Origin of the sequence: Bacillus sp. ISL-4 (assembly GCF_018613275.1) — a bacterium.
Taxonomy (GTDB): domain Bacteria; phylum Bacillota; class Bacilli; order Bacillales; family DSM-1321; genus Peribacillus; species Peribacillus simplex_E.
This window is the reverse complement of the sequence record NZ_JAGGQN010000010.1, coordinates 84,283-110,545: the sequence shown is the minus strand read 5'-3', so window position 1 is coordinate 110,545 and position 26,263 is coordinate 84,283. Positions and strand designations below refer to the sequence as shown.

The 26,263-nt window shown below is 40.0% G+C and carries 27 protein-coding genes; 24 read left to right on the top strand and 3 right to left on the bottom strand.

The features are described from left to right. The first annotated feature begins 271 nt into the window (after positions 1-271). The 8 genes from J7J00_RS06870 to J7J00_RS06835 all read left to right on the top strand — a co-directional run bounded on the left by J7J00_RS06870 (position 272) and on the right by J7J00_RS06835 (position 9,085). Entirely contained in the window at positions 272-1,360 is a 1,089-nt protein-coding gene (locus J7J00_RS06870; RefSeq protein ID WP_214789183.1) for a type III polyketide synthase, read from the top strand. Continuing rightward, a complete protein-coding gene (locus tag J7J00_RS06865; protein ID WP_214789180.1) occupies positions 1,360-1,890 on the top strand; it encodes an isoprenylcysteine carboxyl methyltransferase family protein in 531 nt (176 codons plus the stop codon). The genes J7J00_RS06870 and J7J00_RS06865 overlap by 1 nt, the downstream gene beginning before the upstream one ends. Before the next feature lie 150 nt (positions 1,891-2,040). Next, the gene (locus J7J00_RS06860) at positions 2,041-2,199 is read left to right on the top strand and encodes a hypothetical protein (RefSeq protein ID WP_214789177.1); all 159 of its coding nucleotides are present in this window, start codon (positions 2,041-2,043) and stop codon (positions 2,197-2,199) included. Positions 2,200-2,389: 190 nt separating this feature from the next. Then, on the top strand, positions 2,390-6,103 hold the full coding sequence (locus tag J7J00_RS06855) for a dynamin family protein (RefSeq protein WP_214789174.1): 3,714 nt from the start codon (positions 2,390-2,392) through the stop codon (positions 6,101-6,103). A 16-nt stretch (positions 6,104-6,119) separates the two neighbouring features. Continuing rightward, complete coding sequence (locus J7J00_RS06850) at positions 6,120-6,881, top strand: nucleotidyltransferase domain-containing protein (protein WP_214789171.1); 762 nt, start codon at positions 6,120-6,122, stop codon at positions 6,879-6,881. Positions 6,882-6,893: 12 nt separating this feature from the next. After that, positions 6,894-7,721: a sulfurtransferase gene (locus tag J7J00_RS06845; protein WP_214789168.1), complete on the top strand. Its 828-nt coding sequence runs from the start codon at positions 6,894-6,896 to the stop codon at positions 7,719-7,721. A gap of 85 nt (positions 7,722-7,806) precedes the next feature. Beyond that, entirely contained in the window at positions 7,807-8,682 is an 876-nt protein-coding gene (locus J7J00_RS06840) for a 5'-3' exonuclease (RefSeq protein ID WP_214789926.1), read from the top strand. Between the two features lie 109 nt (positions 8,683-8,791). After that, a complete protein-coding gene (locus tag J7J00_RS06835) occupies positions 8,792-9,085 on the top strand; it encodes a DUF6123 family protein (protein WP_048688421.1) in 294 nt (97 codons plus the stop codon). 44 nt (positions 9,086-9,129) lie between these two features. Here J7J00_RS06835 and J7J00_RS06830 read toward each other — a convergent pair whose 3' ends face one another. Both J7J00_RS06830 and J7J00_RS06825 read right to left on the bottom strand, forming a co-directional pair. Beyond that, positions 9,130-10,038, bottom strand: a complete 909-nt coding sequence (locus J7J00_RS06830; protein WP_214789165.1) for a DMT family transporter — start codon at positions 10,036-10,038, stop codon at positions 9,130-9,132. Next, positions 10,022-10,435, bottom strand: coding sequence for a reverse transcriptase-like protein (locus tag J7J00_RS06825; RefSeq protein ID WP_214789162.1), 414 nt, complete (start codon positions 10,433-10,435; stop codon positions 10,022-10,024). The genes J7J00_RS06830 and J7J00_RS06825 overlap by 17 nt, the downstream gene beginning before the upstream one ends. Before the next feature lie 214 nt (positions 10,436-10,649). Here J7J00_RS06825 and J7J00_RS06820 point away from each other — a divergent pair, with 214 nt between their 5' ends. The 4 genes from J7J00_RS06820 to J7J00_RS06805 all read left to right on the top strand — a co-directional run bounded on the left by J7J00_RS06820 (position 10,650) and on the right by J7J00_RS06805 (position 12,643). Beyond that, positions 10,650-11,321, top strand: a complete 672-nt coding sequence (locus J7J00_RS06820; protein ID WP_286201219.1) for a reverse transcriptase-like protein — start codon at positions 10,650-10,652, stop codon at positions 11,319-11,321. A gap of 5 nt (positions 11,322-11,326) precedes the next feature. Continuing rightward, positions 11,327-11,512 (top strand): zinc-finger domain-containing protein, encoded by a 186-nt coding sequence (locus J7J00_RS06815; RefSeq protein ID WP_214789160.1) that lies wholly within the window; start codon positions 11,327-11,329, stop codon positions 11,510-11,512. A gap of 85 nt (positions 11,513-11,597) precedes the next feature. Then, positions 11,598-11,768, top strand: a complete 171-nt coding sequence (locus J7J00_RS06810; protein WP_214789157.1) for a hypothetical protein — start codon at positions 11,598-11,600, stop codon at positions 11,766-11,768. Beyond that, positions 11,765-12,643, top strand: coding sequence for an HD-GYP domain-containing protein (locus J7J00_RS06805; RefSeq protein WP_214789154.1), 879 nt, complete (start codon positions 11,765-11,767; stop codon positions 12,641-12,643). The genes J7J00_RS06810 and J7J00_RS06805 overlap by 4 nt, the downstream gene beginning before the upstream one ends. Here the strand turns inward: J7J00_RS06805 and J7J00_RS06800 are convergent. Further along, positions 12,595-13,059 (bottom strand): RrF2 family transcriptional regulator, encoded by a 465-nt coding sequence (locus J7J00_RS06800; protein WP_214789151.1) that lies wholly within the window; start codon positions 13,057-13,059, stop codon positions 12,595-12,597. The two genes, J7J00_RS06805 and J7J00_RS06800, sit on opposite strands and share 49 nt — an antisense overlap. Positions 13,060-13,230: 171 nt before the next feature. Between J7J00_RS06800 and hmpA the strand changes: the two genes are divergently transcribed. From hmpA to J7J00_RS06745, 12 genes are all read left to right on the top strand, one after another. Next, positions 13,231-14,439: an NO-inducible flavohemoprotein gene (gene hmpA / locus J7J00_RS06795; RefSeq protein ID WP_214789148.1), complete on the top strand. Its 1,209-nt coding sequence runs from the start codon at positions 13,231-13,233 to the stop codon at positions 14,437-14,439. Between the two features lie 171 nt (positions 14,440-14,610). Further along, positions 14,611-14,811, top strand: a complete 201-nt coding sequence (locus tag J7J00_RS06790) for a hypothetical protein (RefSeq protein WP_048688448.1) — start codon at positions 14,611-14,613, stop codon at positions 14,809-14,811. Further along, the gene (gene proB, locus J7J00_RS06785) at positions 14,774-15,862 is read left to right on the top strand and encodes a glutamate 5-kinase (protein WP_214789145.1); all 1,089 of its coding nucleotides are present in this window, start codon (positions 14,774-14,776) and stop codon (positions 15,860-15,862) included. Before J7J00_RS06790 ends, proB begins: the two co-directional genes overlap by 38 nt. A 38-nt stretch (positions 15,863-15,900) precedes the next feature. Continuing rightward, positions 15,901-17,148, top strand: coding sequence for a glutamate-5-semialdehyde dehydrogenase (locus J7J00_RS06780; RefSeq protein WP_214789142.1), 1,248 nt, complete (start codon positions 15,901-15,903; stop codon positions 17,146-17,148). A gap of 80 nt (positions 17,149-17,228) precedes the next feature. Beyond that, the gene (locus J7J00_RS06775) at positions 17,229-17,663 is read left to right on the top strand and encodes a general stress protein (RefSeq protein WP_214789139.1); all 435 of its coding nucleotides are present in this window, start codon (positions 17,229-17,231) and stop codon (positions 17,661-17,663) included. A 144-nt stretch (positions 17,664-17,807) separates the two neighbouring features. Next, positions 17,808-17,939, top strand: a complete 132-nt coding sequence (locus J7J00_RS27930) for a hypothetical protein (RefSeq protein WP_286201218.1) — start codon at positions 17,808-17,810, stop codon at positions 17,937-17,939. A gap of 414 nt (positions 17,940-18,353) precedes the next feature. Further along, the gene (locus J7J00_RS06770) at positions 18,354-20,288 is read left to right on the top strand and encodes a sigma 54-interacting transcriptional regulator (protein WP_214789136.1); all 1,935 of its coding nucleotides are present in this window, start codon (positions 18,354-18,356) and stop codon (positions 20,286-20,288) included. 187 nt (positions 20,289-20,475) lie between these two features. Next, positions 20,476-21,450 carry a hydroxyacid dehydrogenase gene (locus J7J00_RS06765; protein WP_214789133.1) on the top strand — a complete coding sequence of 325 codons (975 nt, stop codon included), beginning with the start codon at positions 20,476-20,478 and terminating at the stop codon, positions 21,448-21,450. An 8-nt stretch (positions 21,451-21,458) separates the two neighbouring features. Continuing rightward, positions 21,459-21,728 (top strand): DUF3311 domain-containing protein, encoded by a 270-nt coding sequence (locus J7J00_RS06760; RefSeq protein ID WP_309487149.1) that lies wholly within the window; start codon positions 21,459-21,461, stop codon positions 21,726-21,728. Next, positions 21,728-23,254 carry a sodium:solute symporter family protein gene (locus tag J7J00_RS06755; RefSeq protein ID WP_214789130.1) on the top strand — a complete coding sequence of 509 codons (1,527 nt, stop codon included), beginning with the start codon at positions 21,728-21,730 and terminating at the stop codon, positions 23,252-23,254. The genes J7J00_RS06760 and J7J00_RS06755 overlap by 1 nt, the downstream gene beginning before the upstream one ends. A gap of 50 nt (positions 23,255-23,304) precedes the next feature. After that, positions 23,305-24,969, top strand: coding sequence for a thiamine pyrophosphate-dependent enzyme (locus J7J00_RS06750; RefSeq protein WP_214789127.1), 1,665 nt, complete (start codon positions 23,305-23,307; stop codon positions 24,967-24,969). An 85-nt stretch (positions 24,970-25,054) separates the two neighbouring features. After that, positions 25,055-26,236, top strand: a complete 1,182-nt coding sequence (locus J7J00_RS06745; RefSeq protein WP_214789125.1) for a Glu/Leu/Phe/Val family dehydrogenase — start codon at positions 25,055-25,057, stop codon at positions 26,234-26,236. The last annotated feature ends 27 nt before the right edge of the window (positions 26,237-26,263 follow it).

The window sequence follows — 26,263 nt, the reverse complement described above, 5'->3', positions numbered from 1 at the left end:
TACGGTTTAAAGAGAATGGAATTACGGACTTAACGGCCACGATGGTTCCATTTAACACTTTTGTGATTATAGTGTTGATTCCATTTTCATTTCTTCGCTTGTGTGGTCATGTTCTCTATTTTATCAATTTCTTAGTCTTTTTTACCTAGTTTTTCAAGAACAAAAGAAATAATATTCTGAACCATCAATAAATATGACCATTTATCAATAAAGCATAATTGATATCCTGGTGGGTATATTAACCATATCATGAATAATAAGGGGTGCAATCATGCCGTATTTATTATCTGCATCACATATAAAGCTGCCGCATTTACTTTCTCAGGAGAAAATCATGGAATTTTCGAGAGAAATATTTGGAGCCTCATTTAAGAATATAGAACGGTTACTTAAAGCCTTTAAGAATGGACAAGTGGAAAATCGATATTTTTCTAATGATCTTGATTGGTTTAAAGAGGATCATTCTTTTGCCGATCGGAATGATTTATATATTCAACAGGCAGTCAAGTTTGGGAAAGAAGCTATAGAAAAATGCTTAGCCAACACAGAATTTTTAAAAGAAGAACTGCAGGCAAACGAGCTAGATGCCTTCTTCTTTATCTCAAGCACGGGTATTGCTACCCCGACCATTGATGCCAGGATAATGAATGAACTTCCATTTAGCCCGCATGCTAAAAGGATTCCGATTTGGGGGCTTGGCTGTGCAGGGGGAGCAAGTGGCCTATCGCGTGCATTTGAATATTGCCAAGCATACCCGACGGCGAAGGTCATTGTTTTATGTGTGGAGTTATGCAGTCTGACATTTCAAAGGAATGATATCTCCAAAAGCAATTTAATTGGAACTTCTTTATTTTCTGATGGAGTAAGCTGTGTATTGGTTTGCGGTGATGAGGTGCCTGATGAACAATTTTCCAAAAAAGTAAGACATCTGCAATTTTTGAATTCGCAATCCACGCTAATGCCGAATTCATTGGATGTAATGGGTTGGGATGTTAAAGATCAAGGGTTATATGTGATCTTTTCCAAAGATATCCCTACAATCATTAAGGAATGGCTTAAACCGAATGTTCAAGAGTTCTTAATGGAGAATGGATTGGATCTCAGTGATATAAAAGATTTCATTGCTCATCCTGGAGGCAAAAAAGTAATTGATGCTTATCACGAAGCCCTCGGGTTCGATGAAAGCATGACGGCAGAGTCAATGAGCGTATTGAGGGAATTTGGCAATATGTCCTCAGCAACTATTTTGTACGTCCTGGAGAGGTTCATGCAGCGTGGCGGGAATAAAGATGAGGTGGGCTTGGCTGCTGCATTGGGGCCTGGGTTTTCGTCCGAACTTGTGTTAATGAGGTGGAAGTGATGATCTTTGCCATTTTCATTATCTTGATCGCTATACAGCGCATGTTTGAATTATATATCGCCAAACAAAATGAAAAACAGTTAAAGGCTGCAGGAGCAGTGGAATATGGTGAGTCCCATTACAGTTGGATGGTTCTAATGCACCTTAGTTTTTTTATTGTTCTCATTTTTGAAGTGGTCGGGCTTGAAAGGGATGTGGCTGGACTTTGGCCAATTTGGCTGACCCTTTTTCTAATTGCACAGTCAGGCAGGCTTTGGGTAATCCTTTCATTGGGAGAACATTGGAATACAAAAATCATAGTGGTTCCTAATGCCGATGTAGTCATTAAAGGTCCTTATAAATATTTTAAACATCCGAACTATATCATAGTGGCAACTGAGATAATAGTTATTTCTTTATTATTCAATGCATATTATACTGCTGTCATCTTTAGTTTATTGAATGTTTGGATGATGACGGTAAGAATCCCATTGGAGGAGAAAGCATTAAAGGAACATACGGAATATTCTACGGTTTTTAAGGGAAAATAATAAAAAATGTTAATTTCTTATTGAAAACGATTATCGTTCGTGATAAGATTCTAAATGAAGATGAAAATTATTCTCATTCGGATTTCGATAAATTTATTTTAATAACTAATAACTAAAAGCTAATCAATATATAAGAGGATGGTGTTGGTAATGGTTTGGGTATTCATTTTATTGACAATCGCTACATATGGTTTTGTGATGAAACATGTATTGAATAATATTCAAAGACCGGCAAAGGCTGTTAAACCTTTTACCGGGTCACCAATGGAAAACCGAACTGCTTTTAACCCCACCCCTACAACCAGGTAAACATCCTGGTTTTTTTTTGCATTCAAAGTCAATATGAATCAAACTGCATGAATCCACCAATCGGTGGTTTTTTTTTGAACATGGCCAGTAATGAATCATATAGTAAAAATAAAGCTGATGGTATGAATAACAAACGAAATCGTTTACAATAAGAATATCAAAATGACGATAGATTAAGGGGTATGGATTCATGATTCAAGAAACATTAAAGCAACAGTCCAAATTGGGGATTTTGACTGCCATGTATGAGAAATTTCAATCGGCAGGTGATACAGGAAATGCGGATAAACTAAAACAGTTAATCATGAAAGTGAATAATGAAGAGTTCATCATTGCTTTTTGCGGGCATTTTTCAGCGGGGAAATCTAGTATGATTAACTTTTTCCTCGGTGATCAAGTATTGCCTTCAAGCCCGATTCCAACAAGTGCAAATACGGTAAAAGTCCAAAAAGGGGAAGACTATGCCAAAGTCTTTTACCATCATCAGCCACCAGTCTTATTTCCTGCACCTTATGATTTTAAAGAGGTCAAGAAATTTGCCAAGGATGGAGATTCAGTATCGGCAATAACGATAAGTTCCAATGATTTTTCACTGCCGAATTCATGTGCGATCATGGATACGCCAGGAATTGATTCGACAGACGATGCCCATAGAGTTTCTACGGAATCTGCCTTGCATCTAGCTGATGTCGTCTTCTATGTCATGGACTACAATCACGTCCAATCAGAAGTGAACTTCCTATTCACGAAAGAATTGTTAGAGGCTGAAAAACCGACATACTTAATTATCAATATGATCGATAAGCATGATGAGAACGAGCTTAGCTTTCAAGACTTCAAGCTTTCCGTTTCTGAGGCATTTGCGAACTGGAATGTATATCCTGATGGTATTTTTTATACATCCGTAAGAGACTTGAACAATCCTGAAAATGAAATAGAAGTGGTCAAGCAATTCATATCTGATATTGCGGGCAAAGGTCTAAATGATGGGAAAGATGCCATCATGCAATCGGCTAATGCCCTGGTCGAAAGGCATCTTAATTGGCTGAAAGAGCAGTATGAAGAGGAACATGCCGATGATTTTGAAGTATTATCAGAACTTCCATATGAAGAGCGAATACACCTGACGAATCAGGTGGACAGCCTATTGAAAGAAAAAAAATCATTAACTGGACGTATAGAGGAAATCGAGGTCCAATATGCTGGTGCATTAGAAACCATTTTGAAAGGTGCATACATCATGCCCGCGGCAACACGGGACCTAGGTAAATCTTTCTTGGAATCGGCTCAGCCGGACTTTAAAATGGGTCTATTATTTGCCAAGAAAAAAACGGATGCCGAACGTGAGGCACGTATCAAGGCGTTTTTGACCGATTTACAAGAAAAGGTGAAGACCCAGCTTGAATGGCATCTTAAAGAACTAGCCGTTAAAACGCTTAACCAAGCGGAGATTCATGATTCAACACTTGAAAGTAAGGCACAGGCACTTCAGGTCGAGGTAACGGAATCTTACATAAAAAACTCTTTGAAGCCTCAAGTCGATATTACGGGTGAATACGTTTTAAACTATACAAATGATTTGGCATCAGCCATCAAAAAGAAAGCACGTGATGTATCAGAAGGATTTTTGAATAATATGGTTACCGTTATGGAAGGGATAGTAGAACAGCAGTCCATATCCATCGATAAGGAACTTGAAGGTTTTTCCGAATTTGCGGAAGCCCTTAAAGTTACTGCTGCGATGAACGCGGAAATCGAGTACCAAACGGAACGATTAGAGGCCATTGCTCATCAAACTGAATCATTAGTCGATGAGCGCGATATCGATATGCTTTTAACTCAATGGAATGAAGAGGAAAAAAATATTACAGTCAAAATCATGAAAACCGATAAAGGAAGTAATTCAAGGTCCGTCAACGAACAACTTGAAACGGATCATGATAAAGAAAACAAGGAAGCTGTACCTTCCGTGACTGTTTCTTCATCTGAAGCTACTGATTTACGCGGAAAAGAAAAGCTGATGGAGACTGCAACGAGTTTACAACAGGCAGCCAAGCTAATTCAACCTTTGAGAGGGTTTCAATCACTTTATAAAGAATTGAAAGAGAAGGCAAATCGCTTGGAACAGCAGACGTTCACGGTTGCGCTTTTCGGTGCATTCAGTGCGGGTAAATCTTCCTTTGCCAATGCGTTGATGGGAGAAAGCGTCCTTCCTGTTTCACCAAATCCAACAACTGCCGCAATCAACAAAATCATGTCTTCAGACGCTGAGCATCCACATGGAACGGCAACCGTCAAATTAAAGACGGAAGCGATGCTGTTGGAAGATGTAAGCCTGGCCTTGGCAGCTTTTGATAAATCGGCAAAAACTCTAGATGAAGCACTTCAACTGGCAGGACAAATCATTGCGAAGGCGGGGGAAGTTGATAAGGGGAAAACGCATTTATCCTTTCTAAGGGCTTTTCATCAAGGGCTGCCGGAGCACCAAAATGATTTAGGAAATGTGGTTACGGTAGATCTTGAAGGATTTAAACGTTTTGCTGCAGAAGAGTCCAAGTCATGTCTTGTTGATCTGATTGAATTGCGTTATGACTGTGAAATGACTAAGCAGGGGATGGTCCTTGTTGACACACCTGGGGCCGATTCAATAAATGCACGACATACAGGAGCAGCTTTCGAATATATTAAGAATTCGGACGCCATCCTATTTGTGACCTATTATAATCACCCATTTTCACGGGCAGATAGGGAGTTCTTGATACAACTTGGACGTGTGAAAGATTCTTTCGCTATGGATAAGATGTTTTTCATCGTCAATGCCGTCGATCTGGCACAAACCACTGACGAATTGGACGAAGTGATGGATTATGTCACAGATCAATTGAATGGATTCGGAATCCGTTTTCCAAAACTATTCCCGCTTACGAGTAAGGGAGCATTGATGGAAAAACAAAAGCCTGGTTCATTTAAGCATTCGTTCCTTCCTAATAGCGGAATCTCGGAATTCCAAGGTCAATTCGATTCTTTCATAGAAAACGATTTAACGGGACTTGCAATGGAATCGGCTCAAGCGGCTGTAAAAAGAACCGAAGAACTGCTACGTGATGTAATTACAGCTTCAAGGCAGGATGAGAAAGCGAAACGAAATGCCCTGGAGATCCTTTCTCAAGAGGCACAGTCCATTTCGGAACTGCTTTCAGTCATTAAAGGGGATGCCGAAAAGCAACGTTTGAAAAAAGAGATAGACGAATTGACTTTTTATAGTAAACAACGGGTCTTCTTCCGGTTTAATGATTTCTTCAAAGAGTCGTTCAATCCGGCTGTTTTAAAAGATGATGGAGGCGATCTGAAAATTGTCCTCAAGCAATCTATGAAGAACTTATTGGATGCTTTAGGCTTTGACCTTGCCCAGGAAATGCGGGCAACGGCTTTAAGGACGGAAATGTTCGTAAATAAATTACTGAAAGAGAAACAAAGCAGTTTGCTTTTGCAAATGCAAAAAATAAGAAGAAACCTTTCATTACAGCCATATGAACCTAATGAGAGGGAGTCCCTTGAATTTACAGGAGCTTTTGCCCAATTAGATACGGGGGAATTCAAAAAGGAATTGGCATTGTTTAAAAATCCAAAATCTTTCTTTGAAAAAAATGAAAAAGCGAAAATGAGCGAAGGGCTTCAGAAGCGTTTGGATGATCCTGCCCTTGTATATGTAAAAGAACAGGGCGGACGGATTTTCGAAATGTATAATGAAGTCCTCGATCAAGAGCTACTTGCGATTCAAAAAGAGTTTAAGACGGAAATATCGGATATCTTTGCAGGTTTACGTGCAGCATTGGAGGAAACAGTCGATTTACCGTATTATGAAAATGCCGTAGCGGAATTGGCTAAAATGCATTCGAAATAGAAACGAGGTCTCGTTCATGAAAGAAAACCTTATTTCACGATTGAGATACCTGGAAAAGAAAGAGGATATGACCATTTTGATGGCTGCTGTTACTGGCAGCCATTCTTTTGGTTTATCATCCTTCCAATCAGATTACGATGTTCGATTTATATATGTTCATAATGATAAGCGGTCATACCTTAGCTTGAGTCAGCCAGTTGAAGTCATTCAAATGAAAGAAGACCTATTTGACATGGAAGGCTGGGATTTATTTAAATCATCGCGTCTTATCTTAAAAAGTAACCCTGCTCTATTTGAATTATTTCAGTCGCGAATCAAGTTGATTACGCATCCGGATTATTATAGGAAGATGAATCGTTTGATAGCTGAATGCTATTCCAAAAAGGCACTGGGGCACCATTACTATCGGATGATGAGCGACAATCTTCAACAATTGACAAAAACAAGAGGGTCCGAAAGAAAAGAACTGAAAACATGGGTACAAGTATACCGTTCGTATTTAATCCTTGAATATATAATCCAATTGGGTTCGCTGCCACCTTTATCGGTATGGGAATTACTTGATTTGGTTTCAATTGATCAAGAATTGAAAGTCAGGATCACCGGGATATTTAAAGCAAAACAAATGGAGGAATATATAAGCAACAATGAAAGTGAAAAGAATCTTTCGATAATAGAAGGAAAATCACTTTCCTTAAAGAATGAGATAACTAGGCTACATCAAGGAAAGAAGATGGAAACGGAGCTTAATGAATTAATTTGGACCATTTTGGAATAGGGGGTTTGTCAGATGAGTTTTATAATTGAAAAAGAAGAGCTGTTGCCGATGTTGAATTCTCAAGATATCAGAATTTGTGACTGCCGCTTTCAGCTAGGCTCTCCTGATGCGGGGTATAATGAATACAAAAAAGACCATATTTCCGGTGCTGTTTATTTCGATCTTGAAAAGGACTTATCGGGGCAGGTTCAAGAACATGGTGGAAGACATCCTCTTCCTGACCTGGAAACCTTTAAAAATAAACTGGAATCAAATGGAATCACCAAAGATACGGTACTTATTGCTTATGATGGCGGGGAAGGTTCTTTTGCTTCCCGGTTTGTCTGGCTGCTCAGCTACCTTGGGCATCAGAAAGTTTTTGTTCTTAACGGGGGCTTTCGCGCCTGGAGGGATGAGGGCTATCCAATTGACTCGAATCAAACGAAATATGTGCCAACAAAATATCATATCGATTTAAATGAGTCCGTTTTTGCATCTTTTCAAACAGTGAAGGATTACACTATGAATAGGCCTGACTGTCTCGTATTAATGGATTCAAGGGAATCTAAGCGCTACGAGGGAATCGAGGAGCCGATTGATAATAAAGCCGGACATATACCTGGTGCAGTAAATAAGGTGTGGACGAACGTTCTGGAAAATGGCTATTTTAAAAAGAAGGAAGATCTTCAGTCGAGTTTTACAGGCATCAGTAAGGATAAGGAAATCATTGTGTACTGCGGTTCAGGTGTAACGGCATCACCAAATTATATCGCCCTGAAAGAAGCTGGCTTTAAAGATGTGAAGATTTATATTGGCAGTTTCAGTGACTGGATCTCGTATGATGATAATCCAATTGAATAATATTTTTTCCAATTAAACGATCCTTAAAAAAGGGGACAGTTATGTTAAAATGGAAGTACATCATGATAGAGGTGATAATGTGTTAATGAAAGAAAACGAGCAGCATCCTTCCTTTATGCTTGTCGATGGGATGGCGCTTTTATTTAGAGCTTTTTATGCAACGGCAGTTACTGGTCAATTCATGATTAACTCAAAAGGCATCCCGACTAATGCCGTTCAAGGTTTTTTGAAGCATATGCTGACGGCGGTGAATCACTTTTCACCTAGTCATGTAGCGGTGTGTTGGGATATGGGCAGCAAGACTTTCAGAAATGAATTATTTGATGGATACAAGGCTAATCGATCAGAAGCTCCAGTCGAGATGATTCCTCAATTCGACCTAGCGAAACAAGCGGTTGAAGCATTTGATATCCCTAACATAGGGCTCTCTGGATATGAGGCGGATGACTGTATCGGGACAATTGCCAAGGCATCTGCCCAACATAGCCGGGTGGGTATATTGACTGGCGATCAAGATATGCTTCAGCTAATAGATGAAAGCATTTCTGTGCTATTGTTAAAAAAAGGATATGGTAACTATGAAGTTCATAATCCCGATAGCTTTTTTGAATGGAAAGGAATCACACCAAGACAAATGATAGATTTAAAAGCTTTAATGGGTGATACAGCTGATAACTATCCCGGAGTTAAAGGAATTGGGGAGAAGACAGCGTTGAAATTATTGATCCAGTATCAAAGCATCGAAGGGATTCTAGAAAATGTTGCTTCATTGACGAACGGGCAGCAGGCTAAAATTGAATCCGCCGTCGATATGCTTCATTTATCCAGAAAGCTAGCAGAAATAAAATGTGATGTACCAATTTCATGTTCTTTGGACGATGCGGTCTATCAGTATGATCGCGAGAAGGTCAAAAATCTGGCTAGCGATCATGAATTCAGGGCTTTACTGCGAATGATTTAATACGATAAGCGGAGCTTCCAAATGGGAGCTCTTTTATTTTGCATGGTGATTTTTTTGTCGAAAAATGGATAGTCAAAATCTTTGATATACGGTAAGATGAAAATAAGGCATGAAGTATGGAGTGGATGCAGAAGTGGCGAAATCAACTGAAGAGTATGTTAGTTTTTTAGAGGGTAAGGGATTCACTTTTGGTAATGACGCTATTGGTTTTATTTATTTTGGTAAGCGCTACACGGATGCGAGTGATATTTTAGTCAATGCAGCAATAGAATTGACATTGAAGGTACAAAAGAACTTTGATGGCAGCTTTTATATCTCCTTTTTGGAAAACTTAAAACAAAATGGCATTGAAACGCGTAGTGCAGCGGTATCTTTTGCAAAAGAACAGGGGCTGCTAAAATAAATCGGACTTCGTAACTGGAAGTCCGATTTATTTTATTGGCCTTTTCAAGAAAACTCCTGTGTCACGGGTTTCTTTTTCTTAACAGGCAGTTCAGCGAAAATCATCCCCAAGAATATGAATGCGCAGCCGATGATGGAGGCGGTAGTCAATTTTTCCCCTATCAATATGTATGAGGATAATGCGGCAAAAACCGGTTCCATTGAAAAGATCAGCGCCACTCTTGTAGGTGTCGTATAGGCTTGGAAGAAGGTTTGTGCAAAAAAGGCGAACGCAGTGGCAAGGGCTGCCGTAACCAATAAAGCAGTCCATACGTCCTTCTGTAACATGACCTCCGAGCTGAAGATGACGGAATGATTCTCTTTGAAAATGAAGGCTGAAACAAATGATAAGAAAGATACGGTGGAAACCTGAATCAGCGTCAAAGGTAAAGCGGGTAAAGTCTTGGCATATCTAGCGGTTGTAATGATCTGCATGGCAAAACTGATTGCGCATAAAAATACCAGTAAATCACCGATATTCAAATTGGAGCGGTCAGCGAAAGTCATTAAATAAAGCCCGATGGTTGCGGCTGCGACACCTATAATTGTATTGCGGGAAAGCCTAAGTTTTAAAAGTAGCAGGGAAAACACTGGTACCATGACGACACTTAATCCTGTTATAAATCCTGTCTTCGCAGGAGTTGTATAATTCAATCCGATCGTTTGAAGCCCATACCCCAGAAAAAGCCAAACCCCAATATGAAACCCAGCTATTAAAAGACCCTTGTTCCAAGTTTTCCCCTTTTTGTGTAAAGTAGATATATAAGGGATGAGCAAGAAAACGAACGCCATGAAGAAACGGACCGCATTAAACGTGAAGGGGTCTAGAAAAGATAGGGCATTTTGGACCATAACAAAAGTTACGCCCCAGATGAATACAACGAATAATAATGAAAAATCAGCTGTCTTGTTCATGAATTTCCTCAGACTTATTCAATCGAATGGCTCGTCTCGCCAACTCATCCGCGGACTTGTTTTCGAGATTTGGAATCCATTTCATGAAAAATAATTCAAGCTCACCGGAAAGCTTTAGCGCCCGTTCCAACAAAATGGCATACTTATTCTTTGCAAATCTTTTTTCAATGGCCTGGTTGATGGCTTGGGAGTCAGTACGAAAAGAAACGATTTGATACTTATTGGCTACGCAAATTTCCAATGCTTTGATTAAAGCATGGTACTCTGCTTCATGATTTTCCATATTTCCTAGCGGAAAGGCATGCCGCTGGACCACACCATTATTATTTATGAAAACACCTGCGCCGCTCGGCCCTGGATTGCCTGCACTGGCACCATCAATATACACTTCGATCAAGATGTGCTCCTCCTCGAGTTTAACTGCTATGATAATAAAACGTTTCATATAAAATAAAGATTGAAACATGAGAATTTCAGGCTGATATGGGAACTATAATTAAAAAAAGCGATACAAATGCTTACAATATATTATAAAGGGTAAGACGAAAAAAAGGTATGAAAATTGTTAGCTGTTCTGCATGAATGGTGAATGGATAAGGAGCTGGAAATCTTTGAAGGTAATTATGCAATGGACATATCATGCTTCAAAAAAACCATCAGCCGATTTCGTTTCGGATTGGCTTGATGCAGGGACTGCACTAGTCATTACGGAAGATCTTGAAAAGGCAGGAAGGCTGAAAGAAGTGGAGTTCAAGGATGAATTCGATACAACCTGGACAAAGAAGGAGCTAAAGAAACTCCTGACGGAAGTTGAGGAAGAACCGCAGGATGTGACTGTTTTTTTTGATGGAGGTTATCAAAAAGAAGAAAAGGTGGCAGGAATCGGTGTTGCCATTTATTTTCGTCAAGGTAAGAAGTTCTGGCGGTTACGCACCAATGTGAAATTGGAGCAATTCGAATCCAATAATGAAGCGGAATATGCGGCCTTTCATGAAGCGGTCAGGCAGATGGACGAACTTGGAATCCACCATCAAAGCTGTGTCTTTAAAGGGGATTCTCTCGTTGTTTTAAATCAACTTTCCGGTGAATGGCCCTGTATGGAAGAAAACTTAAATAAATGGCTTGACCGCATTGAGGCGAAACTGGATAAATTAAAGATCATTCCTGTCTGCAAGCCAATTTCTCGAAAGGAAAACCAGGAAGCCGATCGCCTGGCAACACTTGCACTGCAGGGAAAAGCTATTTTCAGCAAAATGGAAATTGCTGAGTCAAAGGAGCCATAACAACAATGAACAGGAAAAAAATATATGAAGAAGTGGAAGTTGTTCTCGCTTCATTTTGCCAAGATTGTTTTTTACGAAAGCATTTTCGAAAAGAGAAAGGGCGGACGTATGCCCATCAGTTCTGTATTTCAGAATGTACGGTTGGTGAAAAATTAAAACAGCTGGGCAATGAACTTAGTGACCGATCTTAAGTGCCCCAAAAATTGCTTTCGTTATGACACAAGGACATGAAGGATATGGCATTATAGGTAATAAATAGAGAAAAGTGTGAGAGCAATGAAAAATAGAAGAGGGAAGCTGAATAGTAAAGCGAATACGCCTCTTACCATACCTGAAATTGATTTCATAATGGAAGAATTGAAAAAAGGTGAATCTTCTTTAACGGAGAATCATGTACAACCTAACGGAAAGATTCATGAAAGAATCACCGAGCTTCTCTTCAAATGAAAAACATCTTTCAAGATATACGTAAAGAAGGAAAAATACAGCTTGAAAAGATTGAATTGATTAAAGCGGAAGTAGCACCTGTCATTGCAGAAGCTGCAATGAATCCTGATATTTATTACCTTTTCAATGAGATGCAAGCAAATAACGAGTACACGTATAGACATAATATCGGGGGCGGAATCATTGCCACTTATCTAGGGATGAAGCTTGGATTATCGAAAGAAAACCTTTCAGCCCTGACATTGGCAGCCACGCTGCATGACGTGGGTAAAATAAGGATCTCGGATAGTATATTGGAAAAACCGGGTAAACTGACTGCGGCAGAATATGAAGAAATGAAACGGCATACCATTTATGGGTATGAATTACTTAAAAATATCCCTGGAATCCTACCGTCGATTGCATTAACAGCTCTTCAGCACCATGAACGGGAAGATGGGCAAGGCTATCCACTTGGACTGAAGGGGAATGATATCCATCATCTTGCCAAAATCGTCGCAATAGCCGATGTATTCCATGCGATGTCTTCAAATCGTGTATATCTTCGGGCCATGCCGTTTTATAAGGTGATTGAGCAAATGTACCGCGACATGTTCGGTAAATTCTATCCGGAAATCCTGCTGGAATTTGTAAATCGTTTAATGTCCACATTGGTCGGAAAAGAAGTCATGCTTACTAATGAACGAATCGGGACGATCGTTATGATCAATCCATACGATCCCCTTAAAGTTTTATTGAAAACCAGTACAGTACAGAGATCATGGACTTGCGAATGGAAAAGGAATGGCAGATCGAACGAATCATCGGTTAATGAAAAAGAGCCCGATTATAAAAAATCGGGCTCTTCGTCATTCTTCTTTACCGAATCGAAATAGGTTTTGAGCATCACTTTATTTTCGCTGAAGTCTGCAATCGTATATTGATCAAGGACCTTTAGAAAAGCATCCAAGGCATTATTGAGAACAAATTTCAATGAACAAACGGGAGAAATCACACAGTTATCGTGATCTTTAAAACATTCCACTAGATAAAAATCCTCCTCGGTTCGCCGTACAAGTTCCCCTACATTTATTTCAGCAGGTGATTTTGCAAGCCGAAATCCGCCATTTCTTCCACGAATCGTTTCAATATAGCCTAATTTTCCAAGATTATGAACAATCTTCATCAAATGATTTTTAGACAGTTGATAAACTTCAGAAATCTCTTTAATATTTGATATTTTGCTTTGGTCGTGGGAAGCCAGGTAAATCAACACTCTAAGTGAGTAATCGGAATAACTCGTCAACCTCATGTTTATCGCCTCACATTCTATCCCCATTTGACTATATCATAAATGTGAACATTTTATAAACATGAAAACTTATTATTTGAAAAAGATGTATTAAATATATTGCTTTTAATGCATTTAAGTTCTAATATAAACATGTATTTAAAATACTTGTTTATGAAGAGGGGCTTACCTATGCTATCCCAAAAAACTATTGATGTTATCAAATCAACCGTACCTGTATTAGAAGTGCATGGTACAACAATCACAACTGTATTCTATAAAAATCTTTTCGAAGCACATCCTGAATTATTAAATGTTTTTAATCACGCCAATCAAAAAAAGGGGCGCCAGCAAAATGCACTAGCCAACACGGTTTTGGCAGCAGCTAAATATATAGATCAACTCGAAACGATAATACCTGCCGTGAAGCAAATAGCACAAAAACACAGAAGTCTTGCCGTTAAAGCCGAACATTATCCCATTGTTGGAGAATTTCTATTAGGTGCAATCAAGGAAGTGTTACAAGATTCAGCTACAGAGGAGATCCTCCAAGCTTGGGGAGAGGCCTATGGAGTCATTGCCGATGCTTTCATTAGCATCGAAAAGGAAATGTACGACGAAGCTTCCAATCAGGTCGGCGGATGGTCTGATTTCAAGCGATTCACAGTTATGGAAAAAGTACCGGAAAGTGACGTAATCACATCCTTTTATTTAAAACCGTCAGATGGAGAGAAGGTTCCATCATTTCTTCCTGGACAATATATTACCATTCGGATCGAGATACCGGGTGAACGCTATTTATTCAACCGTCAATATAGCTTGTCTGATGTTCCGGGAAAAGATTATTTCCGGATTTCCGTTAAAAAAGAAAAGCCGGGAACCTCTCCTGATGGAGGGGTCTCTAACTACTTGCATGAATCCATTCAGATGGGTGACAGTATTGACGTAACGGCTCCTGCAGGAGATTTCACCATCGATTTGGAAAAACGAACACCTGCAGTATTCTTGAGCGGAGGCGTTGGCATAACACCTTTCATGAGTATGGTCCATGCGATAGCTGAACAAACACCTGAGCGTGATGTACAAATCATTCATGCTTCCGATAATGGTCGGTTACAGCCTTTCAGAATGGAACTGACAGAACTAGCCCACAAGCTTACCAGCTATCAATTATCCTTTGTCTTTAAAAATCCGGGTGAGGATGATAAGAACCTGCCGAATTTTAAAAAGGAAGGGTATATCGATAAGGAATTATTGAGCGGTTTTGTTAAACCTGAAGCTGATTATTATGTGTGTGGCCCTGTTCCTTTCATGAAGGCCATCATTACTTATCTAAATGAGCTGGGGATAGATACGGATAAAATACACTATGAGTTCTTCGGCCCGGCAATAGCGTTATAAGGTTCATTCATCGTAGGAATGTTATTGACATCAAGCAGATAATTTTGCATACTATATTAAAACAATGAACGTTGAGAGAAGATTAGTATGCGAGAATCACTGTGACAGAGAGCGGCGTCAATTGCTGGAAGACCCGCGACAGGAAGACGCAGAACCTGCTTCTTGAGTCCTATGCAAAACATAGGCGCAAATCCTGGCGTTATCAGGCAAAGTGGAATGCATGAACTTGCATTCAATGAAGGTGGTACCACGGAGAGCAGTCCTTTTCGTCCTTATTTCGAGGATGAAAAGGGCTTTTTTTCATGTCTTAGATATTTATTGGAGGAAGTAATCGATGGAAAAGAAACGCATCGTTGTAAAGATAGGAAGTAGTTCTTTGACCAACACAAAAGGTGAAATCGACCAAAATAAATTTTCCGATCATATCCAGGCAGTGGCAGCTTTAAGGAAAGCGGGACATGAAGTTGTCCTTGTTTCATCAGGTGCTGTAGCAACAGGTTTTCGCAAGCTTGGCTATCCTACGAGACCTGTCACTCTCAAGGGAAAACAAGCTGCTGCAGCGGTCGGGCAAAGCCTATTGATTCAATCATATATGGAACAATTGGGGCATTTTGGAATCGTTCCTGCGCAGATTTTGTTAACAAGGAAAGATTTCTCGAAAAAAGATAGATATAAAAATGCATATGCGACATTGATGGAATTGCTTGAACGCGGCATCCTTCCGATTATTAATGAAAATGATACAGTATCGGTCGAGGAGTTGACTTTTGGTGATAATGATATGCTATCTGCCTTAGTAAGCGGGCTGGTCCACGCCACCAACTTGATCATATTAACGGACATTAATGGGCTTTATGATTCCAATCCACAGACAAATCCAGGGGCGAAACGATTTGACAAGCTATCCGAAGTAACGGCGGATTTATTGCAAATGGCAGAAGGTGCAGGATCCAATGTCGGAACCGGGGGTATGAAATCTAAGCTGATTGCAGCGCAAACTGCATTGTCTCTAGGGGTGAAAGTATTCATTGGTTCTGGTTATGGGAGTGATAAACTTCTAACGATCCTTGAAGGCAAAGGTGATGGCACGTATATTGGGAATGATGTCTTGACGACGGTAACGAAAAACAAACAATGGATATCCCTTCATTCACAAGTATCCGGGAAAATTTTCGTTGATGAGGGTGCCGAAAGGGCCTTAGTTTCAAATGGCAGCAGTCTGCTGCCAGCTGGAATTTATGAAATTAAAGGAGTCTTCAATAAGGGGGATGTTGTCGAAGTCTATGGTGCAAATGGATTATTGGGGCGGGGTGAGGTCCTTTACTCCGACGAAGAATTAAAGCAGGCGATGGGAAAGAGGACATCCGAGCTTGTGATCACTTCCATAGAAGTGATTCATCGCGATAAATGGGTGAAAGCATAAAAAATCAATTTTAGTGAAGGAAAAGGGGGCATTTGGAAATGAGTGAAGTGACGGCGAAAGGAAAGGCAGCCAAAAAAGCTAGTTATCAGTTAATAGGATTGAGTACGGAACAAAAGAACGAGGCACTTGGAAACATTGCTAAGCAACTCATTGTCGATAAAGATTTTTTGATAAAGGAAAATAAAAAGGACCTGGAAGAAGGCAGGAAAAAAGGCTTCAGTGAGTCTACATTGGATCGAATTATGTTAAATGTTAACCGTATTGACGACATGGCTGAGGCCATTATGCTTTTAATCGATTTAAATGATCCGGTTGGGGAACAATTGGAGACGATCGAAAAAGAGAATGGTTTATTGATTAAAAAGTTACGGGTGCCGATCGGTGTAATCGGGATGATTTATGAAGCCAGGCCTAACGTGACCATCGATGCAGCTACATTGTCCTTGAAAACGGGGAATGCCGTCCTACTAAGAGGCAGCTCGTCAGCCAAGAACTCCAATATTGCACTAGTCTCATCCATTCATAAGGCATTAGAGAATACGGAAATTCCTGTAGAAGCTGTTCAGTTGATCGAGGATACGAGTCGTGAAACCGCTAAGGAACTTTTTCATCTTAATGAGTATTTAGATGTTTTGATTCCACGCGGCGGAAAGAATTTAATTGAAACGGTCATTAAGGAGTCCACTGTTCCCGTTCTTGAAACAGGAGCAGGCAATTGCCATATCTTCATCGATCAGACCGCAGATATCACGATGGTCGAGAAAATTGTCTTAAACGGTAAAACTCAGCGTCCATCCGTATGCAATGCTATCGAGGGGCTTCTAATTCATGAAAAATGGTTTGAAGAAAATGGTGTGCGTATTTTGGAACTCCTGGATGAAAAGGGAATTGAAGTATATGGAGATGAAGCGGTTTGCAGCGCCTTTCCGAGAGCGAAGACAGCTACGGAGGAAGATTGGTCAACGGAGTACCTGGCTTTAAAAATCAGCGTTAAAACTGTAAAAGGTGTATTCGATGCGATTGAACACATTAACCGATACGGTACCAAGCATTCTGAAGCAATCCTGACGAGGGATGAACAAAACGCCTCCGTATTTTTAAATAAAGTAGATGCCGCAGCAGTTTATCACAATGCTTCCACCCGTTTTACCGACGGCTTTGAATTCGGTTATGGCGCAGAAATCGGCATTTCGACACAAAAGCTGCATGCACGTGGACCAATGGGTTTACCTGCATTAACATCAAGCAAGTACTTCATTTACGGCCAGGGGCAAATCCGGGAATGAAATTCATTTCTTTCATGGAAGATTATTAAAACTCAATTAGGGGTATTGTATAATACATTACTTTTAAAGGAGCAGATACCATGGACAAGAGGTTTATAGCAATATATGAAAATGCAAATGAAGCGACTTCAGCAGTCGAAAACTTAAAGGAACAAGGATATACATCCGATCAAATATCAGTGGTGGCAAAAAACATTGATAAATTACCTAGTGAAGCCGAGGAAGTCGGCCCGGCAAAGACTGATGGATTGGTAGCTGGGGCAGCAGCCGGCGGAGCTGTCGGATTAACAGGTCTGCTTATTGGAATGAGTGCATTGGCCGTACCAGGAATTGGTCCAATTTTGGCAGCAGGACCGATTTTCGCCACTTTTGGCGGAGCCGCAGCCGGGGCAGCATCGGGAGCAGGCGGATTGAGAAAGCCATTATTGGATATTGGACTGAAGGAAGCCGAAGTCGAACGATATGTAGAGGATATTAAAGCAGGGAAAATCCTTGTCATCGCCGATCCTTTTTAAGTTCGTAAGTAAACCCACCTTGAATGAATAGATTTACGAAGTTTGATAACTGCTCAATGCCCGCAAAAACTCAAAATAATATTTATTGAAAAACCCCGTTCAGGATTTCTTGAACGGGGTTAATATGTTTGTAGACTAATTTTATTGTCAGTAACTAAAAAATCAAAAGGAATTCCACATTTGTATGAAGAATTAAAGGAATATAGTCCTATTACCGAGAAAGGAAGGGGAATTATGGAAAATAAAGTAGATGACGATGCCACTTTAAGAAATTAAAGAGGATTTTTTCATGATGATTTTCACCTTAAGAATCATTATACTGATGATAATGTTAATAAGCGTATTCTAGTGAAGAAAAGCAAGTTTTAATGTGATGACCTGGATGACCATTCTATTATGATATTAAATATCAATCGAAATCCTTATGATGAAAAAACCCACGATAAAGGGTTTTTTATTTTTCAAAGTCATTTTCTAAATTCTAATATCTAAATAAAATGCAGAATTTTTAAGTCTCAATTGTACTCAAGACATTACCTTTCTTATTGCGGGTTTGAAAGAGAACCTTTGCGGCATTCTTAGCTTACCAAATTATATAAAGTCATTGTATGACTAGGTCTAGAATAAATAACAGGTTGCTTTTAGCTTATATCCAATAAACCAGAATGATTTAAGTTGGAGGTGGGTGTTTTGATAAAAATAAAACTCGTTGTTCCTCGAAAAGGGTATATTACGGATGCTTTTGAAAGATTTGAGGAATTCAACAAGTTGGAAGAATCGGACAACAATGATAACGGTTCAGTGAAGTTTGTTTTAGAGGAGGTAGTTGAGGATGCCGATAAGATTGGGAAGTTGAAGCTGGATGCTGATGTGATCATCTCAAGGGGATTAATCACGAAACTATTAAAAGAAAGCAATGAATTCATTCCAATCGTTGATATACCTGTACAAGGTATTGACCTCATTCGTTCCCTGTATGATTGCAAGGCACGTTTTGGCAGTAAAAAAGTGGCTGTTATAGGAGCGTTAAACATGATTTATGGCGTGGAAAACCTTTCGGATATTGTTGATTTGCCAATTCAGTCCTATATATTAAATGATATCGAGTCCTCAGTCAGTTTCGTGGATTTGGCAGCCAGAGATGGCTGTGAGGTGGTGTTAAGTGGTTTAAGTACCTGTAAATATGCTGAAGAGATAGGGTTGGGAGCCATTCTGGTTGACACTGGAAAGGAATCATTTCGGCAGGCGTTGATTGAGGCAAAGAGAGTGGCTCTTGTCAGCAGACGGGAACAGGAGAAGACCAAGCGTTACCAAACGATTCTTAATTATGCCTATGAAGGGGTTATTGCTATAGATTTAAAAGGACAAATATCTGTATTTAATACGGCGGCTCAGGAAATATTATCCATTTCCAAAGGGAGCTTAATTGGAAATTCTATATACGATATAATAAAGCCCGGGAAATTTCGTAATATGCTTTTAAGCGACGATGAATACGAAAAAGATACCGTTGCTTACCAATCGATTCAATTATCGGTAAAAAAAGTTGGGATATTTTTAAAAGGTAAAAAAGTGGGGGATATGGTCGCCTTTCAGGATGTTACCCGCATTCAAGAGATGGAAGGGAAGTTCTTTAGAAAACTTCATTCACGCGGACATGTGGCTAAGTACACATTTGATGATATATTGTATCGAAGTCCCGAAATTAAGAGGACGATTGAAACAGCTCAACGTTATAGTGAAGTAGATTCAAACATTCTTATAATTGGAGAAACTGGAACGGGCAAGGAAATATTCGCCCAAAGCATACATAATCATAGCAACCGGAAAAATAACCCGTTTGTAGCCATTAATTGCGCGGCGCTTCCCGAAAATTTATTGGAAAGTGAGCTTTTCGGATATGCAGAAGGAGCTTTCACGGGAGCCATGAAAGGCGGAAAGCAAGGATTTTTTGAACTGGCTCATAGAGGTACGATTTTTTTAGATGAAATAGGGGAAATCTCCCCAAAAATGCAAAGCCGGCTGCTACGTGTCCTCCAAGAGCGGGAAATCATGCGCATCGGTGATGATAAAGTAATTCCGGTTGATGTGAGAATTGTGTCGGCAACGAACAAGGACCTCATGCAAATGGTGAAAAGCAATGACTTTCGGGAGGATCTGTATTATCGCTTGAGTGTATTGGACCTTGTATTGCCTCCACTTCGGGAACGCAGAGAAGATATTCCGTTATTGGTGAATGCTTTTATTCAGAAAGGTCATTCGGATCAAAAACAAATTAAGATTACGGATACTGCCATGAAAAAGCTGAGCGAAGAGAATTGGGAAGGGAATATTCGCCAATTGCAAAATTTTTGTGAGCGATTATGCGCTCTTTATAAAGACAAGTTAATTGATGTGTACGATATTGAATTGTATTTTCCCAATAGAAGTAAAAAGAAAATACAGCTGACGAAACAAGACGAAGAGATGGATATGTCACCTGGGATGCATTTATCCGAGCGTGAAAGAATTGTTCAAATGTTAATTAAGGTTAATTTTAATAAAGGAAAAGCTGCCTTTGAGTTAGGGATGAGTCGCACGACTTTATGGAGAAAGATGAAAAACTTGAATATTGAAACAAATTGAAACGTAATGAAACTAATTAATTCATTTTGAAACAATTTGTTAACTTTATTTATGTCCTAATATATGAACTAATTGGCTTCTTTCCTGTATAAACTGATGTTTTTTATGTTGGCACAATAATTGTATATATAACAAAGCAATAGGAAAGATTTTTCCTTCAAGGTTAATATGAAAGGTTGGTGTGAAGGTGAGTCATTTAGTGTATATTCCTCAAGATATTGAGAAAGAGGGGAAAAGTTATTTAGTTGAAAAAGGCTATAAGATTAAAGTAGGGTCTGATCTATCGCAAGAAATTCTTATGGAAGAAATTAAGGGTTGTGATGCAGTACTAACGAGATCAACGGCTGTAATAAATAAAGAAGTTATTCAAGCAGCTGAAAACCTCAAAGTGATAGCCAAGTATGGTGTGGGCTTGGACAATATCGATATCGAAGCTGCTACAGAGCGTGGCATTTATGTAACAAATACCCCAGAGGCAAATGCGAATTCTGTAGCTGAACATGTAATGGCATTAATTTTATCATTGTCCAAAAACTTAAGCTTGGCTGATAAAGAACTGCGCAGCGGGAATTTTGCTATTCGTAATCAACTTTTTGGCATGGACTTGGAAGGCAAGACTTTGGGGATCATCGGACTGGGGAGAATCGGTAGAATGCTGGCAAAAAAGGCTTTCCAAGGCTTCGATATGAAAGTGATTGGCTACGACCCCTATGTTACAGCCAGAACGAATTCGGAGTTGGAGATAGTAACAGATTTAGAATGGGTATTCAGAAACTCTGATGTTATTAGCCTGCATCTGCCGTTAACGAAAACAACAAAAGAGATAATAGGAAGCCGTGAGTTTTCCTGGATGAAACCTTCTTCCTATTTTGTAAACGCTTCCAGGGGCGGTGTAGTGAAGGAAAGTGATTTAGTAAATGCTTTGCAAGCGGGCCAGATTGCCGGCGCTGGAATAGACGTATTTGAAGTTGAGCCTCCTGATAAATGGAATCCCCTTTTTAAATTGGATAATGTGATTGTCAGTCCTCATAATGCGGCATTGACGAAGGAAGGCTCGATACGAATGGCTGTACATGCAGCAATGCAAGTGGAACAAGTTCTTATAGGCCTGAAACCGAATTGGGCTGTAAATGAGCCCTTAACTAAAGGGCTGTCAAGGTAATAATACAGATGAAAATATCTGTTTTTTCAGAAAATGAAGGATTGGTTGGTTCAAGTCTGGCATTTGTTGATAAGGATGGTGAACAAATGAAGAAAATAATCTTTGTGATAAGTGCAATTCCGGCACTTGGCTCGCTTGTGGTTATCAATCGGATTGAACCTTATGTTTTAGGGATGCCATTTGTTCTTTTTTGGGCCATATTATGGGTTTGTCTTACATCAGTGTTTTTAATAATTGCTAATAAACTTGATCCTGCAACCGAGGAGGAAGAAGACTGATGAATGAAGCCCTGCTTGTTATCCTTTTCTTTCTGGTTCTGTGTATTTGGTTAGGGCTTCAAGCTCGAAAAGGTAAAAATATGAGTTTGGAACAATGGGCTATAGGCGGAAGAGGTTTCGGCAGCTTTTTGCTCTTCTTCTTGATAGCAGGTGAAATGTTTACGACATATACGTTTTTGGGGGCAAGCGGCGGAGCTTATAGATCAGGTATGCCTCCTGCCTTATACGCTTTCAATTGCTTCTATTTTGTAATCGCCTATTGGTTGTTGCCGCCTATTTGGAGATATGCAAAAAAAAATAATGTCATATCTCAATCTGATTTTTATGATAAAAAGTACAATAGTCCGGCTTTAGGAGTTCTTGTGGCGGTAATTAGCATCATTTCGATTATTCCATATCTGATCATGCAATTAAAAGGGTTAGGAATTATCGTATCGGAAGCCTCCTATGGGTCCATTTCGCCAAATGTGGCTATAGTTGTAAGTGTCATTGCAATTACAATTTATGTAACTGCTTCAGGGATGCATGGAGTAGCGTGGACCGCGGTCATTAAAGATATCATGATTCTGACTGTTGTCGTCTTCATGGGGATTTATTTTCCTCTTCATTATTACGGTGGTTTTCAGCCGATGTTTGAAGCAATCGATACAGCAAAACAAGGTTTTTTGATTTTCCCGGAACAAGGTTTGAGTATCTCTTGGTTTATTTCAGCTACAATTATGACCGCACTGGCATTCTATATGTTTCCTCATATGTTGGCGGGAGTGTTCTCTGCAAAAAGTCCAAAATCACTTCGTTGGAATGCTGGGGTTATGCCAATTTATCAAGTAATCATCATATTTTCGTTATTTATTGGTTTTTCTGCGATTCTCCAAGTTCCGAATTTACAGGGGGCAGAAGCAGACTTAGCTTTATTTAAAATGGCGAAGATGTCATTTGATCCCTGGTTTGTTGGGGTTATTGGAGCATCAGGGGCGATGGCCGCCCTTATACCTAGTTCACTCGTGTTGACGGCTACTGCCACGATACTTTCCAAAAATGTATATAAGGTGTGGAAGCCGAATACATCGGATGTACAGCTTCAAAGACTGAGCAGGATGTTAGTACCTGTCATTTCTATAGTGACTCTATATTTTACGTTTAATGGCGGGGATTCGATTTTTACGTTGTATCTTATGGCATATAGCTTCATGGCACAGTTGTTTCCAGCATTATTTTTTAGTCTGTGGAAAAAGAACCCCGTTACCGTACAAGGAGCTTTTGCCGGAATGGTCGTTGGAATTCTAATTGTCATATACTCGACTACTTCAGGTACGACACTTGCTACTTTATTTCCATCTCTACCGCAAGTAATACAAGATCTTGATGTAGGGTTAGCTGTATTATTCATCAACATTGCAGTAACTTTGGGAGTGAGTGCCGTTACAAGAAAAATATCAATTGGGATGGAAGTAGATAATAAACAAGCTTCAGGTATGGACAAAACTAGTTCAATGATAGTGGGAATGAGTCCAATTTTAATATAATCATAAATTACTAGAACAATGAAACGTACTTGAAAGCGGGAGGCTTGATTATGAAAGTCAGTGGAGGAAGAGCAGTCGTAGAAGTAATGGCTAAAGAAGGGGTAAAAAAAGCTTTTTGTGTACCAGGTGAAAGTTATCTTAGTGTAATGGATGCACTATATCAACATCCTGAAATAGAACTTATTTCCGCCAGGCATGAAGGGGGTGCTTCTTTTATGGCGGAAGGGTATGCCAAGGCTTCGGGAGAGGTAGGAGTTTGTATGGCAACGCGTGGAGTGGGTGCTACAAACTTAGCTATCGGCATTCATACTGCTGCTCAAGACTCAACCCCTTTGGTTGCGCTTATTGGCCAAGTCGAACGCCCTTTTAAAGAAAAGGAAGCATTCCAGGAAGTGAATTTGACGGGTTTTTTCAGTCATTTATGTAAATGGACGGTAGAGATCGATCGTGTGGAAAGGATCCCGGAATTATTGCAACGGGCGTTCCATATTGCGCGATCGGGGCGTCCGGGCCCTGTATTGGTGGCTTTGCCGCATGACATGTTAGAAGATGAGGCAGAGTTGAACATAAATCCTTCTTATCGCTCGCTTCCTCCTCAACCACATATGGAAGATGTGAAGCAGGCGATGGATATGATACGAAACGCGGAGCGTCCCGTATTGATTGCTGGTGGAGGTGTGATTCATGCTAAGGCCAACAGGTTGCTTGTACAGTTTGTGGAGGCAAAGAAACTTCCTGTCGTTACAGCTTTCCGTCGATTTGACGCGTTTCCGAACTCACATCCTTGCTATGCAGGATGGCTTGGGTTTGGGACACCACAATATTTACTTGATGCAATCCGGGATGCAGATGTAGTTTTGGCATTAGGGACACGATTCTCTCAAGTAGGAACACAAGATTACACATTGCTTTCTAAAAATTCAAAGCTGATCCATGTGGATATTTGTCCCGATATTTTTGGTAAAGTGTATGCACCTTCTCTTGCCATTGAAGCAGATGCCAGGAGCTTCTTGGAACAAGCCATACAAGCGCCAGAACCAGGATCTATTATTTCAAGCGAAGATCATTTGAAAGAATTGCATGATAAATATATGGAATTTTCTGAACCGAAGGCTGACTACACAGAAGACTTCGTGGATATGGACGGATTGATGCATGATCTTGCCGTCTGTCTGCCGAAGGATACTATCATTACTAATGATGCTGGCAACTTTTTCGGATGGCTATCCAAATATTACCGTTTTGAACAAGAAAACACATACGTAGGGCCAACGTCGGGTGCGATGGGATATGGACTGCCTGCTGCTATTGGGGCAAAGCTGGCGCAGCCTCACAAACATGTTGTATCAATTTCAGGAGATGGCGGCTTTATGATGACTCTCCAAGAGATTGAAACCGCTGTACGGTATAAAATTCCGACCATATCAATTGTTGTCAACAACAATACTTACGGAACAATTCGTGTACATCAAGAAAAGCATTTTCCAAATCGGGTCGTTGGAACTGACTTGTCTAATCCTGATTTTGCCGAATTGGCCCGCTTATTCGGAGCACATGGTGAAAAGGTTGAAAAAAATAGTGATTTTGCGCCAGCGCTGCAAAGGGCGATTACTTCTGGGCTGCCGGCTGTAATCGAAGTTGCAGTCAATCCAAAGGTTCTATCTGTAGGCCAAGACAAGAAGGAAGTAAACGAAAAGCTGGTATCAAACAATTAATTACCGGCATGACTGCTTTGGTATTGTTTGCATTGGAAGTTAGCAGGAACCAATAAAAGTAAGATATTTAAGGGAGGTTTCATACTTGTTAAAACCATATTTAGTTTTGGAATGGAATGATACGGAAACAGATGCTAAAGGCTGGCTGGTCGTCCATAACTTTGTAAAAGGCTACACAGGCGGCGGTACAAGAATGCACCCAACGGTTACAAGAGAAGAGGTCGAAAGGTTGGCCGAGGCTATGGCTTATAAGTATGTAGCCTGTGAGTCTGAGACGACTGGCGGTTGTAAAGCGGGCATTGCCTATGATTATAAAGCGCCAGATGCATATGCAGTGTTAAGAAGATTTCTGATTGCGATGATGCCTTATATAGATATAGGGGTATCTTTAGGCAGTGATTTAGGTACCAAATATGAAGATGTGCTCAAAATATTTAATGAATTTGGTATTGATATCCCACTAACGAAATCAATGAAGCAGAATCCGAATGTTCTGCAAGGGATAAAAGACTTCGATGAACTGTTGACGACAAAAATCGACGGGTTGTTTTTAAACGATGTCGTAACAGGCTATGGTGTGGCATTTTCCGCAGATGAGGCATGGAAATTTAAAAGCGGAAAAGGTGGAGCGAGAGTTGTCATTCAAGGATTCGGCTGTGTAGGAGCAAGCTGTGCATTGAAAATGTCCCAGTTAGGTTATAAAGTTGTGGGAATTTCCGATGCAGCTCTTTTGGTAACGTGTGAAGAAGGATTAGATGTCCAAAAGCTCATAGATCATAAGAACATGTACGGAGAAATGGATAAAGCCTTTTTTGAACCGCATTATGATGTAAGTCCAAACACGGAATGGCTCGACATAGAGTGCGACATTTTAATTCCGTCCGCATTGGAGGATGTCATCCACAGATCTAATGCTAAAAGCGTAAAAGCGAGCTTGATTGTGGAGGCGGCAAACATTCCCCTTTCTTCTGAGGGAGACGAAATCATAAAACAAAGAGGAATTGATGTTGTCAATGATTTCGTTGCCAACCTGGGGGCGATAAGATTTTATGATGTGGTTATTTTCGGTCTAGTTAAACCAAATCCACAAGCTGTCGTTGATGATATTGAAAAACTATGCAGGAAAAATACGTATCACTTGTTTACACAAGCTAAAAACCAAAATAAATATCAAAGAGAAGTAGCTTATGAAATATTTAAACCGACAATCAGCGACTTGCCGGAATATGCAGAGCCTTCTGAAGCGTTATCGGGGAATTCCCGTTAACTTGTGTTATTCATAAAAGTGTTCAGG

Excerpts from the sequence above, each read along its gene's own strand:
- J7J00_RS06760 (WP_309487149.1), top strand. The coding sequence starts at position 21,459 with ATGAAAATATCTGTTTTTTCAGAAAATGAAGGATTGGTTGGTTCAAGT.
- J7J00_RS06775 (WP_214789139.1), top strand. The coding sequence starts at position 17,229 with ATGGACAAGAGGTTTATAGCAATATATGAAAATGCAAATGAAGCGACT.
- J7J00_RS06835 (WP_048688421.1), top strand. The coding sequence starts at position 8,792 with ATGAAGTATGGAGTGGATGCAGAAGTGGCGAAATCAACTGAAGAGTAT.
- J7J00_RS06830 (WP_214789165.1), bottom strand. The coding sequence starts at position 10,038 with ATGAACAAGACAGCTGATTTTTCATTATTATTCGTTGTATTCATCTGG.
- J7J00_RS06805 (WP_214789154.1), top strand. The coding sequence starts at position 11,765 with ATGAAAAACATCTTTCAAGATATACGTAAAGAAGGAAAAATACAGCTT.
- J7J00_RS06845 (WP_214789168.1), top strand. The coding sequence starts at position 6,894 with ATGAGTTTTATAATTGAAAAAGAAGAGCTGTTGCCGATGTTGAATTCT.
- J7J00_RS06810 (WP_214789157.1), top strand. The coding sequence starts at position 11,598 with ATGAAAAATAGAAGAGGGAAGCTGAATAGTAAAGCGAATACGCCTCTT.
- J7J00_RS06850 (WP_214789171.1), top strand. The coding sequence starts at position 6,120 with ATGAAAGAAAACCTTATTTCACGATTGAGATACCTGGAAAAGAAAGAG.
- J7J00_RS06855 (WP_214789174.1), top strand. The coding sequence starts at position 2,390 with ATGATTCAAGAAACATTAAAGCAACAGTCCAAATTGGGGATTTTGACT.
- J7J00_RS06870 (WP_214789183.1), top strand. The coding sequence starts at position 272 with ATGCCGTATTTATTATCTGCATCACATATAAAGCTGCCGCATTTACTT.
- J7J00_RS06860 (WP_214789177.1), top strand. The coding sequence starts at position 2,041 with ATGGTTTGGGTATTCATTTTATTGACAATCGCTACATATGGTTTTGTG.
- J7J00_RS06840 (WP_214789926.1), top strand. The coding sequence starts at position 7,807 with ATGAAAGAAAACGAGCAGCATCCTTCCTTTATGCTTGTCGATGGGATG.
- J7J00_RS06780 (WP_214789142.1), top strand. The coding sequence starts at position 15,901 with ATGAGTGAAGTGACGGCGAAAGGAAAGGCAGCCAAAAAAGCTAGTTAT.
- J7J00_RS06815 (WP_214789160.1), top strand. The coding sequence starts at position 11,327 with ATGAACAGGAAAAAAATATATGAAGAAGTGGAAGTTGTTCTCGCTTCA.
- J7J00_RS06800 (WP_214789151.1), bottom strand. The coding sequence starts at position 13,059 with ATGAGGTTGACGAGTTATTCCGATTACTCACTTAGAGTGTTGATTTAC.
- J7J00_RS06865 (WP_214789180.1), top strand. The coding sequence starts at position 1,360 with ATGATCTTTGCCATTTTCATTATCTTGATCGCTATACAGCGCATGTTT.
- J7J00_RS06755 (WP_214789130.1), top strand. The coding sequence starts at position 21,728 with ATGAATGAAGCCCTGCTTGTTATCCTTTTCTTTCTGGTTCTGTGTATT.
- proB (WP_214789145.1), top strand. The coding sequence starts at position 14,774 with ATGGAAAAGAAACGCATCGTTGTAAAGATAGGAAGTAGTTCTTTGACC.
- J7J00_RS06790 (WP_048688448.1), top strand. The coding sequence starts at position 14,611 with ATGCAAAACATAGGCGCAAATCCTGGCGTTATCAGGCAAAGTGGAATG.
- hmpA (WP_214789148.1), top strand. The coding sequence starts at position 13,231 with ATGCTATCCCAAAAAACTATTGATGTTATCAAATCAACCGTACCTGTA.
- J7J00_RS06750 (WP_214789127.1), top strand. The coding sequence starts at position 23,305 with ATGAAAGTCAGTGGAGGAAGAGCAGTCGTAGAAGTAATGGCTAAAGAA.